This window comes from Paenibacillus sp. FSL H7-0943 (assembly GCF_037963265.1).
Lineage (GTDB): Bacteria > Bacillota > Bacilli > Paenibacillales > Paenibacillaceae > Paenibacillus_AQ > Paenibacillus_AQ odorifer.
Map to the genome: position 1 here is coordinate 2406269 of NZ_CP150148.1, position 17233 is coordinate 2423501.

Sequence of the window (17233 nt, forward strand, 5' to 3'; positions counted from 1 at the left end):
AGGCAATGAAAATTGATTTGACTGGTAAAATTGCGCTTGTTACAGGGTCCAATGCAGGGATAGGCCGACAAATCTTGGAGACTTTGGCTGCTTCCGGCGCCAAAGTGGCGGTAAACTATTTGTTCGGTTCTGCGGAGGAGACGGTGGACGCGATCCGTCAGGCCGGAGGAGAAGCTTATGCTTTTCAGGCAGACGCAACAAGTCCTGGTCAACTGGACAATATGGTGAAGGAAATAGAGGAGCATTTCGGCGGAACCATCGATATTCTCGTCAACAATGCAGGCGGCATGATCAATCGGGTTCCCACTACTGAAATGAACGAAGAGCATTACAACAAGGTGATGGACGTTAATTTTAAATCATGCGTGTTTGCCTGCAAAGCCGTATCCGCAGGAATGATTGCCAAGAAAAGCGGTAAAATCATCAATGTATCTTCCCTTGCGGCCCATGACGGCGGCGGACCGGGCGCTTCCATTTATGCAGCGGGCAAAGCTGCGGTATGGTCTTATACCAAGGGACTTGCCAAGGAGCTGAGTCCTCACGGGATTAATGTAAACGCTATCTCTCCTGGATTTATCGGTCAGACCGCTTTCCATGCTACCTTTACTGCGGATGCGGCAAGACAGGCAACGATTGCGAAGATTCCGCTGGGCCGGGAAGGTGCTCCACAGGATGTGAGCAATGTGGCACTCTTCCTCGCTTCAGAGCTGTCGGATTATCTGACAGGCGAAATTATTGAAATTAACGGAGGCTTGTTCATGCGATGATGAACCTTAAGGAGAAAGCAGATACTTTTTCCTGGGTTGGTCTTGAGGTGGATAAATTGAAAATGGAGCTGGATCCCTTCCGGAGAGAAGAGATTCTGCTCCCGACAGAACCTGGTGGCTGGTGGCACCAATATGTATGTCCCCAGCATCATACTGAGCTAATCTTCGATGTTATGGAGCAAGATGCGGTTGTCTTTTCTTGCCCGAAGGGCTGCAAGCTGGAAGGTGAGCCCTACCGGGGAGCATGGCTGGTATACCGGCATCAGGCAATGGCGCGATACGCCCTGCAAGCTGCCGTGGTATTCGCCGCAGACGGAGAAGAATTCTACAGCAGCTTAGCCCGGAAGATTCTTGTCGGTTATGCGGAGCAGTTTCCTTTGTATCCGGTTCATCCCGATGCTCAACCCTGGATGCTTAGTGGCCGTGCCTTTCATCAGGCGCTGACAGAGGCTATCTGGTCCACTACGCTTATTCGGGCCTATCTGCTGCTTGTGGATCATGGAGTAACGTTCACTGGGGAGGAAGAGGTAAAGCTGCAAGTGTTCTTCACGATGCTGGAGGAGAGTATGGAGCAATACCGCCACATCCTCATTTACGAGAAGAAGAATGCAGAGAACAATTATACCGCATGGCTGAATGCTAGCCTGGCTTGTGTATATGCCGCCAAAGGTACCAGAGAAAAGCTTGCTTCTTTGCTGGAGGGAGAAGGCGGATTCTATCATCATCTGTCCATTGGCGTGAAGCCAGATGGCTTTGAATTTGAAGGCAGCACGTACTACCATATTTTTGTATTGCGGGCTTATCTCATAGCAGCCGAGATGTACGGGCGCTTCGGGGTTGACCTCTATGCTGCCAAAGGAGAACAGGGACAATCCATCCGTGGCATGTTTCAGTTGCTGGCAGAGCTTAGCGGCGATAACGGGGAGCTTCCAGCCGTGCATGATGGTCCTTATGCGCGCGTTCCTTTCGCCCGAGAAATTGCTGAAGTATTTGAAATAGGTATTGCGGTTTACAAAGACCCGAGTCTCCAGCCAATACTGGCGAATGCTTATAGATATCTATACGGGCAGGAATTAAGGACTGGTCTGGAGGTAGTGCTGTATCTAGCAGGTGAGAGTAAGGAACTTCAGACCAGTTACAGGGTGAGAGACTCTGTCCTACTGCCGGATTCCGGATTCGCCGTGCTCCGCCACCCGGGCAATCCGCTGTCCGTGCTGGCGGATTTCGGAGAGCATGGCGGATCACATGGACATTTCGACAAGCTTCATATCACGATTATGCACCGATGGGGCGAGGTTGCTCCCGAGCTGGGTATGGTTCCTTATGGATCTGTTTTGCGCAAGGAATGGTATTCCGAAACTGCGAGCCATAACACGGTCACCATCGGAGGTCGTTCCCAAGCTCCACATACCGGAAGCTGCTGTCAATTTCGCCAGGAAGGCAACGCTACGTACTTATGGATTCGTTCAGACGGCGCCTATGAAGGAGCTGTTCTAGAGCGGCATCTTGTATTGGCCGACGGTTGGCTGCTGGATTGGTTTCATGTTGAGCAAGTAACGGAGCGGAGTCAGGAAGTAGACTTATGGTTTCATCCGACGGGACATTTGCTGTTACCGTTCGACCCTCACCGTGTCCAGAAGGATTCTCCGGCAGTCCTTGGACTGGAAGCGGGTTATGGCTCAGTAGAAGTACTGTCCGCAATGAAAAATGAGACGGACTGTCCGTTAAATACGGAGTGGAATATCCGTTATGATGGAGAGAGCACCTGCCGGGAGTATGAACTATCTACGAGTACTCTACTGGCGCCCGGCTCCACTATGTATGAAATCCGCACACCGGGTAATGCCGAAGACCCGAGTAGATTGCTACGAGGCATTATGCTTCGGCACAAAGGCCCGTCGGTTGATTTTATTACGGTTTATCGGGACGGTCACGAACCTGCTGTACTGAAGCTAGTCAGTCAGGTGGGCGAACCGCCCCAAATCCAAATAGCAACAACTGGGCAAGCAGTGGTGTATTGCCTTGACCCTAAAGCGGGACTGATTCAGGAAAAGTCCCGGAATACGGAGGAGTAGAGATGTTAGAACCTTTATTTCAACCTACCAGCGGCGTACTCGACCTGTCGTATGGGCCAGATGAACATATAGATGTTGGAGAGAATCCTCCGCGGTTTACTTGGATGCCTGCTTGTCTGGAAGAGAGCATGTATGAGCTGCAGATCTCCTCAAAAACTGAATTTGAGTCTGAAGATACGTTGACCTACAGTAGAATTCCCTATAATTTGTTTACCCCGGATAAGCCGTTGGCGCCCGGCTCGTATTATTGGCGATACAGTCTTATCGGGGAGAATGATATCCGTTCCGAGTGGAGTAAAGTAAGAGCTTTTGTGGTGGAGGATGAATTGCCGCTAACGCCACTGCCTTCCCGTACAGAACGATATTCAGCTGCTTCCGCCAACCATCCGCGGCTTTGGCTTCAATCGGAGCAACTTCCGTCTTACCGGGAAGTTGTCCGCCAAGACCCGATTTCAACTGGCTGGGAAGACTTCCTGAAGCATTCCGTTCTACCTTGGACAAAGCGCGAGCTTATTCCCGAGCCTGCACCGTATCCAGATAATAAGCGTGTCGCCACACTTTGGCGGCAGATGTATATGGACTGCCAGGAAGTCTTCTATGCTATCCGGCATCTTGCTATAGCTGGAGTTGTGTTGGAGGACGAGGCGCTTATCGCCAAAGCTAAAGAGTGGCTGCTTCATGCTGCAAGCTGGAACACAGATGGTACCACCAGCCGGGATTACAACGATGAATGTTCCTTTCGCATAGCCGGAGCGTTGGCATGGGGCTATGATTGGCTTCACGGCTCTCTGACGGAAGAAGAACGCCTTAAGGTAAGGCAGGCGCTACTGCGAAGAACCGGGCAGATCGCATTCCATGTCATCGAACGCTCCCGCATCCATCAAGTTCCTTATGACAGCCATGCGATCCGCTCTTTATCCTCTGTACTCGTACCCTGTTGTATTTCCATGTTGGGTGAGGAGGAGAAGGCGCAGGAATGGCTTGATTATACGCTGGAGTACTTCTCCGCCATGTATACCCCATGGGGTGGCAAAGATGGCGGGTGGGCAGAAGGTCCGATGTATTGGACCACTCAGATGGCATTCGTTACGGAGGCGCTCAATCTAATTCGCAAATACATGGCAATCAATTTCTATGACCGTCCTTTCTTTCGCAAAACAGGTGACTTTCCGCTCTATTGCTTCAGTCCGGATACCATGAGGGCCAGCTTCGGCGATCAATCGTCACTGGGAGATCCGGTCAATCTCAAAACGGGCTTCAATATCCGCCAATTCGCCGGTTTAACCGGGAATGGCCAGTACCAATGGTATTTTGAGCAAACTAAGGAACTGAACCCTGACACCCAGATGATCTTCTATAACTACGGCTGGTGGGATTTCCGGTTCGATGAGATGGTTTATCGCACAGATTATCCGCAGATTTCTTCAGAGCCACCGGTGGCTGCAGAACCTCTGAAGTGGTTTCAGGATGTGGGATGGGTGGCCATGCATCATCGGATGGAGGATCCGCAGGAACATATCATGCTGTTGACCAAGAGCAGCCGTTACGGCTCTGTGAGCCATAGCCATGGGGATCAAAACGCCTTCCTGCTGCATGCCTTCGGCGAGCCCTTGGCTATTGAAAGCGGCTATTACGTTGCATTCAACAGTACGATGCATATGCAGTGGCGCAGGCAGACCCGCTCCAAGAACGCAATTCTTATTGACGGCAAAGGCCAATATGCTGGCACGGACAAGTCGAAGAACATGGCAGCCTACGGCAAGGTGTTGAAGGCGTATAGTACGCCCGGAATCAACTACACGCAAATGGATGCCACCGAAGCCTACCGCGAGAATGTGCCCTATATCAAGCGGTATGTGCGGGAAATATTTTTCTTTGATAGCGCTTACTTCGTTATCACAGACAGTGTCGAGCTGGAACGTCCGGGAAAATTGGAATGGCTGTTTCATACGCTGTATCCCATGAAGCTGAAGGATCAATCTTTTAAAGTACATGGTAAAAAAGCTCAGTTGGAGGGCAGATTTGTCTATAGTTCCTCGGGAGAAATGACACTCAGTCAAAGCAATCAATTTACAGATGTAGATCCGAAAGAATGGGAAGGGCTGCCCGAGCATTGGCATTTGACTGCCTCTACTCAAGAGGCCGTAAGCCATCGGATCGTCACTCTTCTGATTCCCCAAAAAGCAGGAAGCCGGGATTACGTATCGTACTTTATGGACGATCAGGACCATGGGGTTCATGTCTACTTTACGAATCAGGGGATTACCCACCGGGTTGAGATCCCAAAAGCTTATTAGTCTTAAGATATCTTCATTTTACGTATACACCCCATTGTACAAGGAGAGGGTTATATTATGAAAAAATGGATTGGCATCTGTCTGGCTATCGTAATGGTTGCTACCGTTATTGCAGGTTGCTCGAACAAGGACAAAGAAGAGACTGCCGGAGGCGCATCAAATACGCCGCAGAAAACTGAATTCTCGATCTCGATGCGGACGCTGGCTTTTAACTATGTTGAGAAATCACCCGACTTGAATAAGGACAAATGGGTGAAAAAGCTGGAGGAGATGACAAACACAGACTTGGATATTGTGTTGGTTCCTCATAAAGAGTTCGAGCAGAAAATGGTGCAGATGTTCGCTACTAATGATATACCGGATGTCGTTCAAGGTTCGGGCGGCGTAAATGGCAAGGAGATGGCTGGTTCTGTTGAAGCTGGTGTGTTCATGCCCTTGGATGATCTGCTGCAGCAAAACGGCCAGAACCTTTTGAAAGTAATCCCAAAGGAAGCTTGGGAGAACGTCACCTATCAAGGAAAAATTTATGCAATACCGGAGTTTCTATCCAATCCCTCCCGCCGGGCGACTTGGATTCGCAAGGACCTGCTGGATCAAACCGGCTTGCAGGTTCCAAAAACGGTCGATGAGTACTTGACTGTGTTGCGTGCCTTCAAAAAGCTGGGGATAGAGAACCCGTACATGGGCCGTCAAGACTTCAAATATGCGGATGCTTTCTTTGGCGCTTATGATGTTTTTCCGTATCTGACTATGTTCGAGGAAGTAAACGGCCAGGTTCAGCCGAAGTTTATGGATAGCGAAAATATGATGAAGGCGTTACAAACCTACAACACCATGTATACAGAGGGTTTGATCAACAAGGAATTTGCCACCATTAACCCGACCAACTACAAAAATGCGATTCTCTCAGGCAAAGCGGGCATGTGGACGATGAATGCCAACGAGCTTCTGCAGTGGGAGCAGCAACTGAAGGCTACGACGCCATCCGCCAAGCTGGAGATTATTCCTTCGCCAGTGGGACCTGATGGAAAAGGAGGCTCCTACTTGTACGGCTCCGCCACGCGCACCTACTTTATAAAGGAAGGTACGAAGAATGCTACGGATATCGTGAAATTTTTTGACTGGATGCTGAGCGAAGAGGCAGAAACCTTCTTTACCTTTGGGATTAAGGACGAAACCTATAAGGAAGAGAACGGCAAAATCGTATACACTTCTCCTGCGGATTCCGCCGCTATAGATGAGGAGCGCTACCGCCAGTCATTCCTCTGGATGGTGCAGGATACTACTTATAATAAGGGTGTCCTTAACATGACAGAAGAAGGCAGAAGCTTGATCAATGTATACGATACTATTCTGGCTAACGAAGGCCGTGACGGAATTCAGTTCGATCCGCGGCTAGATGCCTTGGTGAAGAATCCAGACATTGCACCTAACTCGGACACGGCTCCTCCGGTACTGCTGACGCACATGGTAAAGATGGTATATGGCAAGGAACCTATCAGCGACTGGCCGAAGGTTGTGGAAGAGTGGCTTTCTAAGGGCGGCAACGATGTCATCAAGGAAGCTACGGAAAAATATAATAACAAAGCTGGCGTCACCATGCCTCGCAGATAAACTTATCCTTCAGGGGAGTTGGAATTCAATTAAGGGCTGCCGAGAGGTAGCCTTTTTAGTTAGGGCCAGTTTACTTTAATGTAATATCCAAAGTATGGATTATATGGTAAGTTAAATGGAGACATTCTAATTCTAATGAACTATATAAAAAGAAATGGAGTGATTTCATGAAGATGCGGAATTCAAAACTTTTATATTATCTTGTCTGGATCATAGTGGGGGCGCTCTTATTACATTATGGAAACTCGCTAATTAGTCATTACACTGAAGAGGCACAAAAGAACTATCAATTAGAAAATACTGTATGGATCACGGCTATTGTCCCGTTTGTCTATGGAATCTATCTGGCATTATTAGAAGGATTACCTAAAGCTTTTGTTGTTAATTGGCTTCTGTTGTTTATTGTGTTTCTTCCAAGTTTTCTTCTGCTTATGTATCCAACTTTAGTAATGTATTTTAACATTTCGAATATGGAGATCTACAAATTCGCAACCATACATGATGGAATAGTATTTGGTCTGGTTAGTGGAATGGCACTAGTTAAATCTCTAACGACAAACCGTTAACGAGATTACAGCATTACTGTTACAGAATTATTGGAGCAGTATAAAATAGTTATATGTAAAATCACCCTTTCAATTATTTGGGTTTTATTGCAAGATATTTATGCATCATGTATTTTATTGAATAATAAGGGGGAGTGCGAATAATGTTATCATCCACAGAGCTTAGCAAGCTGAACGAAGTGAATTACAGGGAGGACCGTTTAGAGGTAGTTAATCATTTTTATGAGGATCTCTGTGATAAAAAAGTAGTCGATGGTTATATTTATTCTCTAAGTCGTTACGGGAAAATCTTTGCTAGTGCTGCCGGAGGACGTTTCAGTTACGAAGAAGAAAGCACCCAGGAAATGAAAACGGATACAATTTTTCGTGTTGCTTCAATTACGAAGCTGTTTACGGCGACAGCGATTTGGCAGCTTGCGGATAATGGTAAGATTTTTATGGGGCAGCCTGTGAGTTCTATTCTTCCAGAGTTTGATGCCGACCCTTTTAAGCCGATTACCATTGCACATTTACTGACTCATACCTCTGGCATCGCTCCTGATCCTGGCACTATAAGTGATACTTACTATAAAAGTGCATGGTGGTATATTTTTGAATCAGAGCTTGGAAAAGAAAACTGGATTAAAGCCGGTCTATCTAAAGGGATTCATTTTCCGGTAGGGACTCAATGGATGTATTCATCGTTTGGATACGCGATCTTGGGTGCAATTATCGAGAAAATAACGGGTGTTTTTGCAGAAAAATACATAATGGACCACATTGTAAAACCGTTAGGCATGAAAGATACCTTCTTTGATATACCAGCAGAAAAAGCTGGTAGGATCGCCATTCGTTCGGAAAGGGCTAAGGAATATCTTCAGAAGCTGCAAAACGGGGAAATTACGGATGCGGGACAAAGGTCTGAGGAAGAAATCAACGTTCCGGAAACTGGTGGTGGGTTATATTCCACAGTTGCTGATCTGCAAAAGTTCGGAATTATGCTGCTTAATCAAGGGCAATACGAAGGGAGTCATATCTTAAGCCGAATGGCTGTACAAAGAATGACCAAGCGGTTTAATTCTGAGAAAATTCCAAACTACGCATGGGGAGATGCAGGAGCGGATCGACCATACGGACTGGGACCAGACCTTCGCTATAATGTGAGTACTTCTTACTCTGAAGGCACTTTTTTTCACGAAGGGGCTGGGGCCTGTGCCTTATTCGTTGACCCGGTTGAAAAGCTGATTGCCGTTTGGTATCTTCCTTTTCACAAAGGGGTATGGGACGGTAGAGCGGTATTTGGCACCCACAATGTGATCTGGTCCGGACTCGAATAAGAAAAAGACTTTTTTTATGTGATATCTATAGATAGGCAGGATGTGACTTATGTTTGAGATGATAAAGCACCGCTTTCGCATTATGAGGGCGGTTGCTTTTGTTACTTATAAGGAATGGAGTGCGTACAGGACGCATTCGATGGTTTCTATTTTTGTTGGCCCAGTGTACTTTTTAGTGCAGTATTATATATGGAGTGCTGTTTATAGCGGGGAATCTTACATCAACGGGATGTCTCTCTCCCAAATGCTTTCCTATTTTTGTGCTACGATGTTGATCAACTATTTGACGATGGATTTTGCCGATTGGAATTTACAAATGCTTATTCGTACCGGGAAATTCATTACGTTTTCGTTAAGACCGCTAAATCATATGTTCTTTGCTTTGTCTCAGAAGGCAGGGCATAGGGTACTTGGGCTTTTATTTGAATTTTTACCCTGCTTTATGATCTTTTTCTTTATTTTTCATATTGATGTCTTACCCGCAAATTTACTATACGCGATTCTTTCGATAGCTATGGCGTTTATGATGAATTTTTTCATTCATTATAGTATTGGAATGGTCGCCTTTTGGATGGAGCAATCCTCTAGTATTCGTAATTTTTTTAATCTTTGCGAAGGGATATTTTCAGGATCGCTGATTCCATTAGTATTTTTCCCAAAATCCTTACAAATGGCGTCCTTTTTCTTACCCTTTCAATACACGGCCTTTCTTCCCGCAATGGTCTATACAGGTAGCTATACTTTAGCGGATATAACCTTACCTATTCCTCAAGTGTTATTGCTGCAGCTCATAGCGGTAATTATTGCCGGAGTTATCTGCCGGGTGCTGTATGCGGTGTCGCTTAAGCATTTTACGGGGGTGGGCGCATGAAACGTATGTATCAAATATATAAAACCTGCATGAAGGCGAATATTGCTTCTGCTATCACTTATCGTGTTAATTTTATTCTTAATAGTCTTATCATGCTCATAGGGAATGTGCTGTTTCCTCTAGTAACGGTATTCATTTATAATTCGAATGCTTCATTTGCAGGTTGGACCTTTAAAGAGGCGCTGTTGATTCAATCCGTTTTTATTCTGTCTACGGCTTGTGCCGGGATTTTTTTTAACGGAATTATGTGGAATACGATGTCTCATGTTGTAGAAGGGACTTTGGAAGTGGTATTAATTAAACCGACCTCGAGCCTTTTTCTGCTGTTGGCCAGATCTTTTGAGTTCGAAAGTATCGGGCTTTTAGGTGGAGGAGTAATCATGTTCGTATACGCACTTAGCGGAATCGATGGGATGACCATCGGCTCTTGGTTATTGTTCCTGTTGTTGTTTGGCGCAGGGCTGCTTGTTATGTTCGGCGTGGCGCTTATTGTGGCAGCGATTTCCTTCAAATGGGTAGCGAATTCCCGCTTGCCGGAGATGTTTGAGAGCATTAAGTCTTTTGGACGTTATCCAGGGACGATTTTTCCTAAAGCAGTCGTAGCCGTGAGTTCTTTTCTGTTTCCGGTTTCCATGATTGCTTACTTTCCAGCATCTACACTGATTGGCCGATGGGAACCCTATTTTTTTATAGCGATTATCCCTTGTGTGTTATTTGCTGCCTTCGGAATTTGGCTCTATACATACATGCTTCGCAGTTACAAAAGCGCCGGAGGATAAAAGATTAGTTTAGCTCTAAGAAGGAGAATTTCACTTGGACATTATTACCGTCAAGAACTTAACCAAGCAATATGAAACCTATCACCGTGGACAAGATGCAAAAAGTGTATTTAAAAGTCTGTTTCACCGTGAAAAATCGATCATTACCTCTGTAGAAGATCTTTCGTTCAGTGTTGGAAAAGGAGAAATCATTGGGATTCTGGGTCCAAACGGTGCGGGGAAATCTACGACTATTAAAATGCTGACAGGCGTTCTCTATCCTACATCGGGCGAAATAAATGTTCTAGGGTACAACCCTCATAAGCAGAAAAATCAATATGTAAAACAAATCGGGGTATTGTTCGGACAGAAATCGCAGTTAATATGGGACATTCCCCCATTGGATAGCTTTTATATGAACAAGGAAATCTATGATATTCCTACGAACGACTTTCGTACAAGACTAGACCGATTTGTAAACATGTTTGAGATTGGCGATATTATTACTAAACCCACACGAACCCTTTCCCTGGGAGAACGAATGAAATGCGAGTTTATTATGGCGATGCTTCATTCACCACCTGTGGTTTTTTTGGATGAGCCGACGATCGGGCTGGATGTGATAGCTAAACAAAGAATCAGAGAATTCATTAAGCAAATGAATCAGGAAGGCACCACATTTATTCTGACAACACATGACTTGGAAGATGTAGAGCGTTTGGTTCAAAGAGTACTTATAATTCATCAAGGGAAAAAAGTATATGACGACAAGTTCTCTGAACTTCGACTGCATCTGGGCGCCAAAAAAGTAGTCAGGCTTTCAGCCGCCACAACTATTGGAGATATTGATCTGCCTGGAACTCTGATATCGGAAAGAATATCGGATTACGAAGTGGAGCTGCTGATCGATACCGAGCAATGTAAAATGGGTGAGTTTCTGCATATTCTTAGCGAAAAGGTAGAGATCCTTGATATATCTATTAAGGAGATTCCCATTGAAAAAATCATCAGCTCCATTTATGAGATGGATATGGGAGAACATTTTCAAGCTTGAGAATGGATCATTTGCAGATTCAGATCTAGCATTGACCATAACTTTTCAGTAATTTCTTTTGCAGAACAAGGATTACTATGGGTAAACCACCATTCAATCACTCCGACAGTCGCCGAACTCAAAAATTGTACGGATATATCCTTACTTAACTTATCTAGGTTTAAATTGTTTTCTAAGAATTGTGTTTTGATTTGATTATTTATCATATCTTGTAATTGGTTTCTAAAGGAGAGCAAAGCTTTGTTTCTTAATAAAGTCTTATAAAAGAGAGCATTCTCCTCCAATTGTTCCAGCGTGCGGAGTAATGATGCCTTAGAGGGATTGGGTTCGGTTTCATCCTCCACTGCGGAGCAGCTTTCGATTAGTTGCTGGAGCTGAGCCGCCAGGCATTTATCCATCAGATCATATTTATCCACATAATGGGAATAAATCGTTCCGCGGTTTACATCAGCGCGCTCTGCGATTTCGTTAATCGTTATTTTTTCAAAATCTTTTTCAGCCATTAGTTGAATTAATGCATTCATGATGGCTGTTTGGTTTTTTTTAATTCTTCTATCCATGGTAATACTCCCTTTTTATTAAACAATGTATTGTATTTTGTTGAAAAATCAACAAAACCGATCAAACTAACGATTGAACCCTACCGGAGATGTGATAATCTGATTTTATCGAACAGATGATCGAAATTCAACAAATGTCTAAAAAGGGATAGAGGAGTTAAATATGAGAATATTAGTTTTCGGAGCGGGAGTTTTAGGCAGCTATCTTGCACATGTCCTGGTGCGTGGGGGAAACGATGTCACAGTGCTTGCCAGAGGGAAGCGTGCAGAGCAATTGACGAAAGACGGTCTTGTACTTCGCCATTATTTTCAATGTAAAAACACTATGGATTCTGTAAAAGTCATCTCAGAGCTTCAACCGGATGATCACTATGATCTTATTTTTGTTGTTATGAAATACAATGATTTTCCGGCCGTATTACCTATTTTAGCTAAAAATCAGAGTCAGAATATAATACTTGTGGGTAATAATGGCGATGCTCAAGAAATGCAAAAGGATCTTCAGGAAATGAGCGATGTAAGAAAAAATATACTCTTTGGATTTCAGCTTAGCGCAGGAATTCGTGAAGCGAGCGGTCGAGTTATCAAAATACATGCAGGTGGGCAAATGGTACTTGGCAGTCTTGACGGTGAGATCCCAATAAAACACTTACTGGAAAAAGCGTTTGAGAACGCTAAGTATAAGCTAACTTATCATGAGGATATGGATGCTTGGCTCAAAAGTCATATCGTGCCTATAGTGGCTTTGAACTCCCTTAATTATCTTCATGACGGGGATTTGAAAAAGGTATCTAAAGATAAGAAGCTATTAAAACAAGCCATTTCAGTAATGGACGAAGGGTTTCAAATGATGGAGAAGCTAGATTATACGATCACTCCAGCAGGGCAAGTTGACTTTATTCGAAAACATAAACAGGGTGTATACTATGGTCTGAAAATAATTCATAAATTACCCTTTATGAAATTTGTAGATGGTTCTTTCAGCGAAATTGCTGCTTTGTTTAATTCGTTTGATAAGTTGAAACAACAAGCAAACATTGCGACGCCCCATTGGGATCAACTTCAAAAACAAGCGATCTCGAAGTTTAATGCAAATGTATAACAATCTTTTTTGGAGGTGTACAATCGATGGCTATATATTTTATACGGCATGGAATAGATGATGAAGGCTATCGTGGGGGTTGGAGTCAACGTGGGCTTGTAGTAGAGGGCTATAGACAAGCCGAACGACTTGGTTGTTATCTTAAGGAAAATCAGTCTAGCTTTAACATCACTCGTATCCTTAGTAGTGATTTGCAGCGTGCGTTAGATACAGCAAATGAGATCGCCAGAGCGCTAAGCTTGCCTGTTGAAAGCAGTCAGTCTTGGAGAGAAACGAATAATGGTGTAATCGCTGGAATGCCCCATGAAATTGCAAATGAACGATACCCGGGTCTCTATTTCTCAGAATTAAGAATGGATGAGAGATTTCCAGGAGGAGAGAGCCCACAGGATTTTTTTACGCGAATTAATACAAGTTTCTCAAAACTATGTAATGAACTGGAGAGTACTGATCCAAAAGAAAATGTAATTGTGGTTACGCATGGTGGCGTAATTAATATTATTTATCATATTTTAAAAGGGCTAACGTGGACCAATAAGAATGACCATTTCCCGACTTCATATACAAGTATTCATAAAATAGAGTATCAAGTAGATAAGTGGGTAGTTACAGCTGAAAATCTTACGGAACATATATCAAGTGATCAGGCTGCTGGTTTGTCCAATTGATTGGGAGGTACAAATATGGGATTATTGAATGCACTGATCGATCAAGCCAAGAACCCGAGAGGATTCGTGGGGAATATCATGATCAAGATCATGAACCAGGCACATTCCAGCATAACAACGTGGGGGCTTAAAAAAATAGAAGTGATGAACAACGCACCTATTTTGGACATAGGCTGTGGTGGCGGTCAAACTATACATATGCTTGCAAAACATAATAAATATCAGGAAATCTACGGCATAGATTATTCTCAGCAAGCTGTGGAGACATCCAATCAAAAAAACAATAAGGCTGTTGCCGCAGGTAAGGTGAAGATTAGTCAGGGAGATGTGTCGGCGTTACCGTACAACGATGGATTTTTTGGGACGATCACAGCGATTCAGACGCATTATTTCTGGCCGGACCTCGAACAAGATATAAGTGAAGCATTTAGGGTGCTGATAGCAGGCGGTACATTTGTTATTATTTCTGAGATCTATAAAATCAATTATCATATGAAGCAATTCACTAAGAACGAAGAGATGGAGCAGTTATTATGGAAATCGGGCTTTCAGACGGTAAATATTCACGAGAATAACAAATGGAGATGTTATGTCGGAAAGAAATAAAGCGGCCGCACCGCCCAAAAAAGGACGACACAGCCGCTTCGTTTCACCAGCTAATTAAGCCGGGAAGGTTTTAAACAAACAACGAACGGGAAATGATGACCAGCAAGATGAAAAGTACCAAAATCGCTCCGGTCGAAGTGAAAGCTCCTCCTTGAAATTCACCCATGATTTATTCCTCCTCAACTTATGTCTTCTTCTCAATTGCTGTGACTGGTGTCGCAGCTTTCTGAGATAATGACATCATATGCCGAAGAGGGCCTGTTGCACTGGTCTATGGCCTATTGCTCGTCAATATGGGCTTTTAGGATACGTAATCCTTTAGGGAGATGATTTTTAAGCTGGCCTAAACTCGCCTTGCCCCAACTAATTGGCAAACCATCTAAAGTTACAAGCGTCCATCCATGTAATTCGCTGGGGACAGGCAGGCTTTCACCGCGGAGCCAAGCATGTATTTCCGGGCCCTCACTGCTGAGATCAAAGCTTCGTGATGCTTGTAGGGGCTGAAGTGCCATAGCTAATGCATGAGCAGGTTCAATCCGATTTTTCTTCAAATGGGCAATATGTAGTCCAGCTCGTGGAATACGCAGTCCGTCCAGCAGCCCGGTATGGAGGTTGCCATTAAAGGATTCTGGCAGCAAATAAAGAGATTCACCGAAGAGCAGGGGTACACCTTGGCATGAAAGACCAGGCAGTTCTACCGCAGCCCAGTCTTGAAAAAGCTGGTAGGCATCACGTACAGAAGAATTAGTTTTTGGGTTGTTTTTGCTTCGGCGTTTTTTGGCGTTGCGGTTGGCATCGTCATTCACGGATACAGTGTCAATTTGCTTACGCAGGAGTGCAACAAAGTGACCTTCGCCCTTTTCTAAATGCGGCCAAAGGCGTTTGCAGGTGAGTAGTTCCATATCGGGGTAACTAGCCGTCAATCGAGCAATGGTTTCTTCATTCTCTTGACGGTTAAAGGTGCAGGTAGAGTAAGCTAAAGTACCCCCTGGTTTAAGCATAATGTAGGCGTCTTGCAGGATATCCCATTGTCTCGCTGCGCACATAACTACATGAGCAGGAGACCATTCTTGAATGGCTTTTGGATCTTTTCGGAACATGCCTTCTCCAGAACAAGGAGCATCCAGCATAATTCGGTCAAAAGCTTGCGGGAAACGCGCAGATAGCTGTTCTGGTGTTGCACAGGTTACGAGGGTATTCTTAATGCCCAGACGTTCAACGTTCTCTGCTAGAATTTTTGCGCGTTCCGGATGGATTTCATTAGAGATTAAGAGGCCTTGTCCCTGCATTAAACCAGCGATATGCGTAGTTTTACCTCCAGGGGCTGCTGCAAGATCGAGGACGGTTTCACCGGGTTCAGGTGCCAGCAGTTCAGCTGCGGACATTGCGGAAGGCTCCTGAATATAATATAGTCCAGCTGCATGGTAAGGATGTCTGCCTGGTCGAGCGGGCTCATCATAATAAAACCCGCCCTGGCACCATGGGATAGGCTTCAAATTAAATTGTGAGACTGTACGGTCCACCGCAACTTGGCCTATGGCTGAGGTGCTTTTTAGCGGATTAAAGCGCAGTCCTTGAGTTCGTGGTGCTGAATAACTTTCTAGAAAAGCATCTGCCTCTTGCCCCAGCATTTCTTTAATAGATGCGGTGTAAGAGGCAGGCAGCTGTTCTTCCTTCATAGATCATTCTCCTTTTTCTTAGTTGCTGTTTCATGTTTATACCGATAAAATCAAGGTATGGGGAACGTAATCGTACCTGAAATTCTACATATATTCAACTATATCATAATTGCCGAGTCTTACAGTACACAGGGCAATTGTAAAGGGGATGTACCATATGAATTTGCTGCAAGCGCTCTTCTTCCCGCCGGAGCAACCCGGTGGTGTATCATCTATGATCCCTTATCTTCAGGAAAGATTCCGTTCAAGCCGTTGGGAGATGGATTTGTTTTGGCTGCCTAAGCGGATTCGCAATAAGGGGCATGAGGAAGTAATATTCGAGACGTTTGATTGGACGCAGTATGGAGAAAGTCCGATCGTTCAGAAATATATTCAGACCTATCGTGATTATTTATGGTGGACAAAACTGCGGATGAGTAAGCCTTATGATCTTATTCATTCTCATCATCCGATTGCTGGCTTAGCGATGAAAAAAGTGTTCCCTGATACTCCGTTAATTCATACCCTGCATTCCAGTTACGAGCGAGAATTGATTCTAAATGGAGCGATTTCCGAGGATGGCTTGGAGCATCGTTTTCTAGTCTCACTTTATCGTGAACTTGAGCATGTTAGTGATCGATTAATGACGGTGTCGCGATCTTTTGCAGAGTATGTGGCCCCTTATATTATTGATCCTTCTAATATAGGTGTTATACCGAATGGTTTTGATGAAAAAAGATTTAAGCCTGTTCCGCATGATAACGCTATTCCGCAGCTAGTGACCGTGACACGTCTGGTTCCGGCCAAAGGAATAGATATATTACTCAACGCTTGCGCGGAGCTTAAAAATCGCGGCCATGAGTATGTACTGCATATTATTGGCGACGGTCCTTCACGTGCAGATCTGGAAAAGATGGCCCAACATTTAGGGATCTATAATGAAACGATCTTTTACGGATATACGCTGCACCCTGAAGAATTCATGCCATTCTTTGATATTTTCGTATTGCCCTCTCGGGCGGAGGCGTTCGGTTCAGTGTTTGCGGAAGCGGCACTTAGCTGCCTGGCTTTAGTGGGGACAAATGTGGGCGGAATACCGGAGCAGATTGAAGATGGTGTGAATGGTTTATTGGTCAGTCCTGACGATGAGATTGCTCTTGCTGACGCATTAGAGAAGGTGATATCTGATCCGGCTTATCGTTATGAGCTTTCACGTTCCGCATGGGATAAAGCCAAAAGCCTATATTCGTTGACACGAGTTGCTAATGAACTTAAAAAAACCTATTTACAGTATCCTTCAGGAACGAAAGGGTGAGCACCT

16 protein-coding genes are annotated in these 17233 nt (G+C 44.7%); 13 read left to right on the plus strand and 3 right to left on the minus strand.

The features are described from left to right. Positions 1-5 precede the first annotated feature (5 nt). The 9 genes from NSQ55_RS10360 (at position 6) to NSQ55_RS10400 (ending at position 11318) form a co-directional block, all read left to right on the plus strand. Positions 6-767: a glucose 1-dehydrogenase gene (locus tag NSQ55_RS10360; protein ID WP_076304810.1), complete on the plus strand. Its 762-nt coding sequence runs from the start codon at positions 6-8 to the stop codon at positions 765-767. Then, positions 764-2842, plus strand: a complete 2079-nt coding sequence (locus tag NSQ55_RS10365) for a heparinase II/III family protein (RefSeq protein ID WP_339173012.1) — start codon at positions 764-766, stop codon at positions 2840-2842. The genes NSQ55_RS10360 and NSQ55_RS10365 overlap by 4 nt, the downstream gene beginning before the upstream one ends. A gap of 2 nt (positions 2843-2844) precedes the next feature. Further along, on the plus strand, positions 2845-5139 hold the full coding sequence (locus NSQ55_RS10370) for a DUF4962 domain-containing protein (protein ID WP_339173015.1): 2295 nt from the start codon (positions 2845-2847) through the stop codon (positions 5137-5139). Between the two features lie 57 nt (positions 5140-5196). Further along, the gene (locus NSQ55_RS10375) at positions 5197-6753 is read left to right on the plus strand and encodes an extracellular solute-binding protein (RefSeq protein WP_339173017.1); all 1557 of its coding nucleotides are present in this window, start codon (positions 5197-5199) and stop codon (positions 6751-6753) included. A 167-nt stretch (positions 6754-6920) separates the two neighbouring features. Beyond that, positions 6921-7319 carry a hypothetical protein gene (locus tag NSQ55_RS10380; protein WP_339173019.1) on the plus strand — a complete coding sequence of 133 codons (399 nt, stop codon included), beginning with the start codon at positions 6921-6923 and terminating at the stop codon, positions 7317-7319. Positions 7320-7462: 143 nt separating this feature from the next. Continuing rightward, complete coding sequence (locus NSQ55_RS10385) at positions 7463-8635, plus strand: serine hydrolase domain-containing protein (RefSeq protein WP_339173021.1); 1173 nt, start codon at positions 7463-7465, stop codon at positions 8633-8635. 49 nt (positions 8636-8684) lie between these two features. Then, a complete protein-coding gene (locus NSQ55_RS10390) occupies positions 8685-9506 on the plus strand; it encodes an ABC-2 family transporter protein (protein WP_339173024.1) in 822 nt (273 codons plus the stop codon). Next, entirely contained in the window at positions 9503-10285 is a 783-nt protein-coding gene (locus tag NSQ55_RS10395) for an ABC-2 family transporter protein (protein WP_036689373.1), read from the plus strand. Before NSQ55_RS10390 ends, NSQ55_RS10395 begins: the two co-directional genes overlap by 4 nt. 34 nt (positions 10286-10319) lie before the next feature. Further along, complete coding sequence (locus NSQ55_RS10400; RefSeq protein ID WP_339173027.1) at positions 10320-11318, plus strand: ATP-binding cassette domain-containing protein; 999 nt, start codon at positions 10320-10322, stop codon at positions 11316-11318. Here NSQ55_RS10400 and NSQ55_RS10405 read toward each other — a convergent pair. Continuing rightward, on the minus strand, positions 11309-11878 hold the full coding sequence (locus tag NSQ55_RS10405; RefSeq protein ID WP_339173030.1) for a TetR/AcrR family transcriptional regulator: 570 nt from the start codon (positions 11876-11878) through the stop codon (positions 11309-11311). The genes NSQ55_RS10400 and NSQ55_RS10405 overlap by 10 nt on opposite strands. Before the next feature lie 163 nt (positions 11879-12041). On the opposite strand from NSQ55_RS10405, the gene NSQ55_RS10410 reads away from it, so the two are divergent. The 3 genes from NSQ55_RS10410 to NSQ55_RS10420 are packed head-to-tail and all read left to right on the plus strand — an operon-like array spanning position 12042 to position 14254. Further along, on the plus strand, positions 12042-12980 hold the full coding sequence (locus NSQ55_RS10410) for a 2-dehydropantoate 2-reductase N-terminal domain-containing protein (RefSeq protein WP_339173032.1): 939 nt from the start codon (positions 12042-12044) through the stop codon (positions 12978-12980). Positions 12981-13006: 26 nt separating this feature from the next. After that, a complete protein-coding gene (locus tag NSQ55_RS10415) occupies positions 13007-13648 on the plus strand; it encodes a histidine phosphatase family protein (protein ID WP_339173035.1) in 642 nt (213 codons plus the stop codon). A 15-nt stretch (positions 13649-13663) separates the two neighbouring features. Continuing rightward, a complete protein-coding gene (locus NSQ55_RS10420; RefSeq protein ID WP_339173036.1) occupies positions 13664-14254 on the plus strand; it encodes a class I SAM-dependent methyltransferase in 591 nt (196 codons plus the stop codon). A gap of 70 nt (positions 14255-14324) precedes the next feature. On the opposite strand, the gene NSQ55_RS10425 is transcribed toward NSQ55_RS10420, so the two are convergent. After that, a complete protein-coding gene (locus tag NSQ55_RS10425; protein WP_081383126.1) occupies positions 14325-14420 on the minus strand; it encodes a sporulation protein YjcZ in 96 nt (31 codons plus the stop codon). Between the two features lie 112 nt (positions 14421-14532). After that, positions 14533-15933: an RsmB/NOP family class I SAM-dependent RNA methyltransferase gene (locus NSQ55_RS10430; protein WP_339173039.1), complete on the minus strand. Its 1401-nt coding sequence runs from the start codon at positions 15931-15933 to the stop codon at positions 14533-14535. 157 nt (positions 15934-16090) lie between these two features. On the opposite strand from NSQ55_RS10430, the gene NSQ55_RS10435 reads away from it, so the two are divergent. Further along, positions 16091-17227 (plus strand): glycosyltransferase family 4 protein, encoded by a 1137-nt coding sequence (locus tag NSQ55_RS10435; RefSeq protein WP_076191391.1) that lies wholly within the window; start codon positions 16091-16093, stop codon positions 17225-17227. Positions 17228-17233 lie beyond the last annotated feature (6 nt).

Excerpts from the sequence above, each read along its gene's own strand:
- NSQ55_RS10370 (WP_339173015.1), top strand. The coding sequence starts at position 2,845 with ATGTTAGAACCTTTATTTCAACCTACCAGCGGCGTACTCGACCTGTCG.
- NSQ55_RS10405 (WP_339173030.1), bottom strand. The coding sequence starts at position 11,878 with ATGGATAGAAGAATTAAAAAAAACCAAACAGCCATCATGAATGCATTA.
- NSQ55_RS10420 (WP_339173036.1), top strand. The coding sequence starts at position 13,664 with ATGGGATTATTGAATGCACTGATCGATCAAGCCAAGAACCCGAGAGGA.
- NSQ55_RS10395 (WP_036689373.1), top strand. The coding sequence starts at position 9,503 with ATGAAACGTATGTATCAAATATATAAAACCTGCATGAAGGCGAATATT.
- NSQ55_RS10410 (WP_339173032.1), top strand. The coding sequence starts at position 12,042 with ATGAGAATATTAGTTTTCGGAGCGGGAGTTTTAGGCAGCTATCTTGCA.
- NSQ55_RS10415 (WP_339173035.1), top strand. The coding sequence starts at position 13,007 with ATGGCTATATATTTTATACGGCATGGAATAGATGATGAAGGCTATCGT.
- NSQ55_RS10375 (WP_339173017.1), top strand. The coding sequence starts at position 5,197 with ATGAAAAAATGGATTGGCATCTGTCTGGCTATCGTAATGGTTGCTACC.
- NSQ55_RS10435 (WP_076191391.1), top strand. The coding sequence starts at position 16,091 with ATGAATTTGCTGCAAGCGCTCTTCTTCCCGCCGGAGCAACCCGGTGGT.
- NSQ55_RS10380 (WP_339173019.1), top strand. The coding sequence starts at position 6,921 with ATGAAGATGCGGAATTCAAAACTTTTATATTATCTTGTCTGGATCATA.
- NSQ55_RS10365 (WP_339173012.1), top strand. The coding sequence starts at position 764 with ATGATGAACCTTAAGGAGAAAGCAGATACTTTTTCCTGGGTTGGTCTT.
- NSQ55_RS10385 (WP_339173021.1), top strand. The coding sequence starts at position 7,463 with ATGTTATCATCCACAGAGCTTAGCAAGCTGAACGAAGTGAATTACAGG.
- NSQ55_RS10390 (WP_339173024.1), top strand. The coding sequence starts at position 8,685 with ATGTTTGAGATGATAAAGCACCGCTTTCGCATTATGAGGGCGGTTGCT.
- NSQ55_RS10360 (WP_076304810.1), top strand. The coding sequence starts at position 6 with ATGAAAATTGATTTGACTGGTAAAATTGCGCTTGTTACAGGGTCCAAT.
- NSQ55_RS10425 (WP_081383126.1), bottom strand. The coding sequence starts at position 14,420 with ATGGGTGAATTTCAAGGAGGAGCTTTCACTTCGACCGGAGCGATTTTG.
- NSQ55_RS10430 (WP_339173039.1), bottom strand. The coding sequence starts at position 15,933 with ATGAAGGAAGAACAGCTGCCTGCCTCTTACACCGCATCTATTAAAGAA.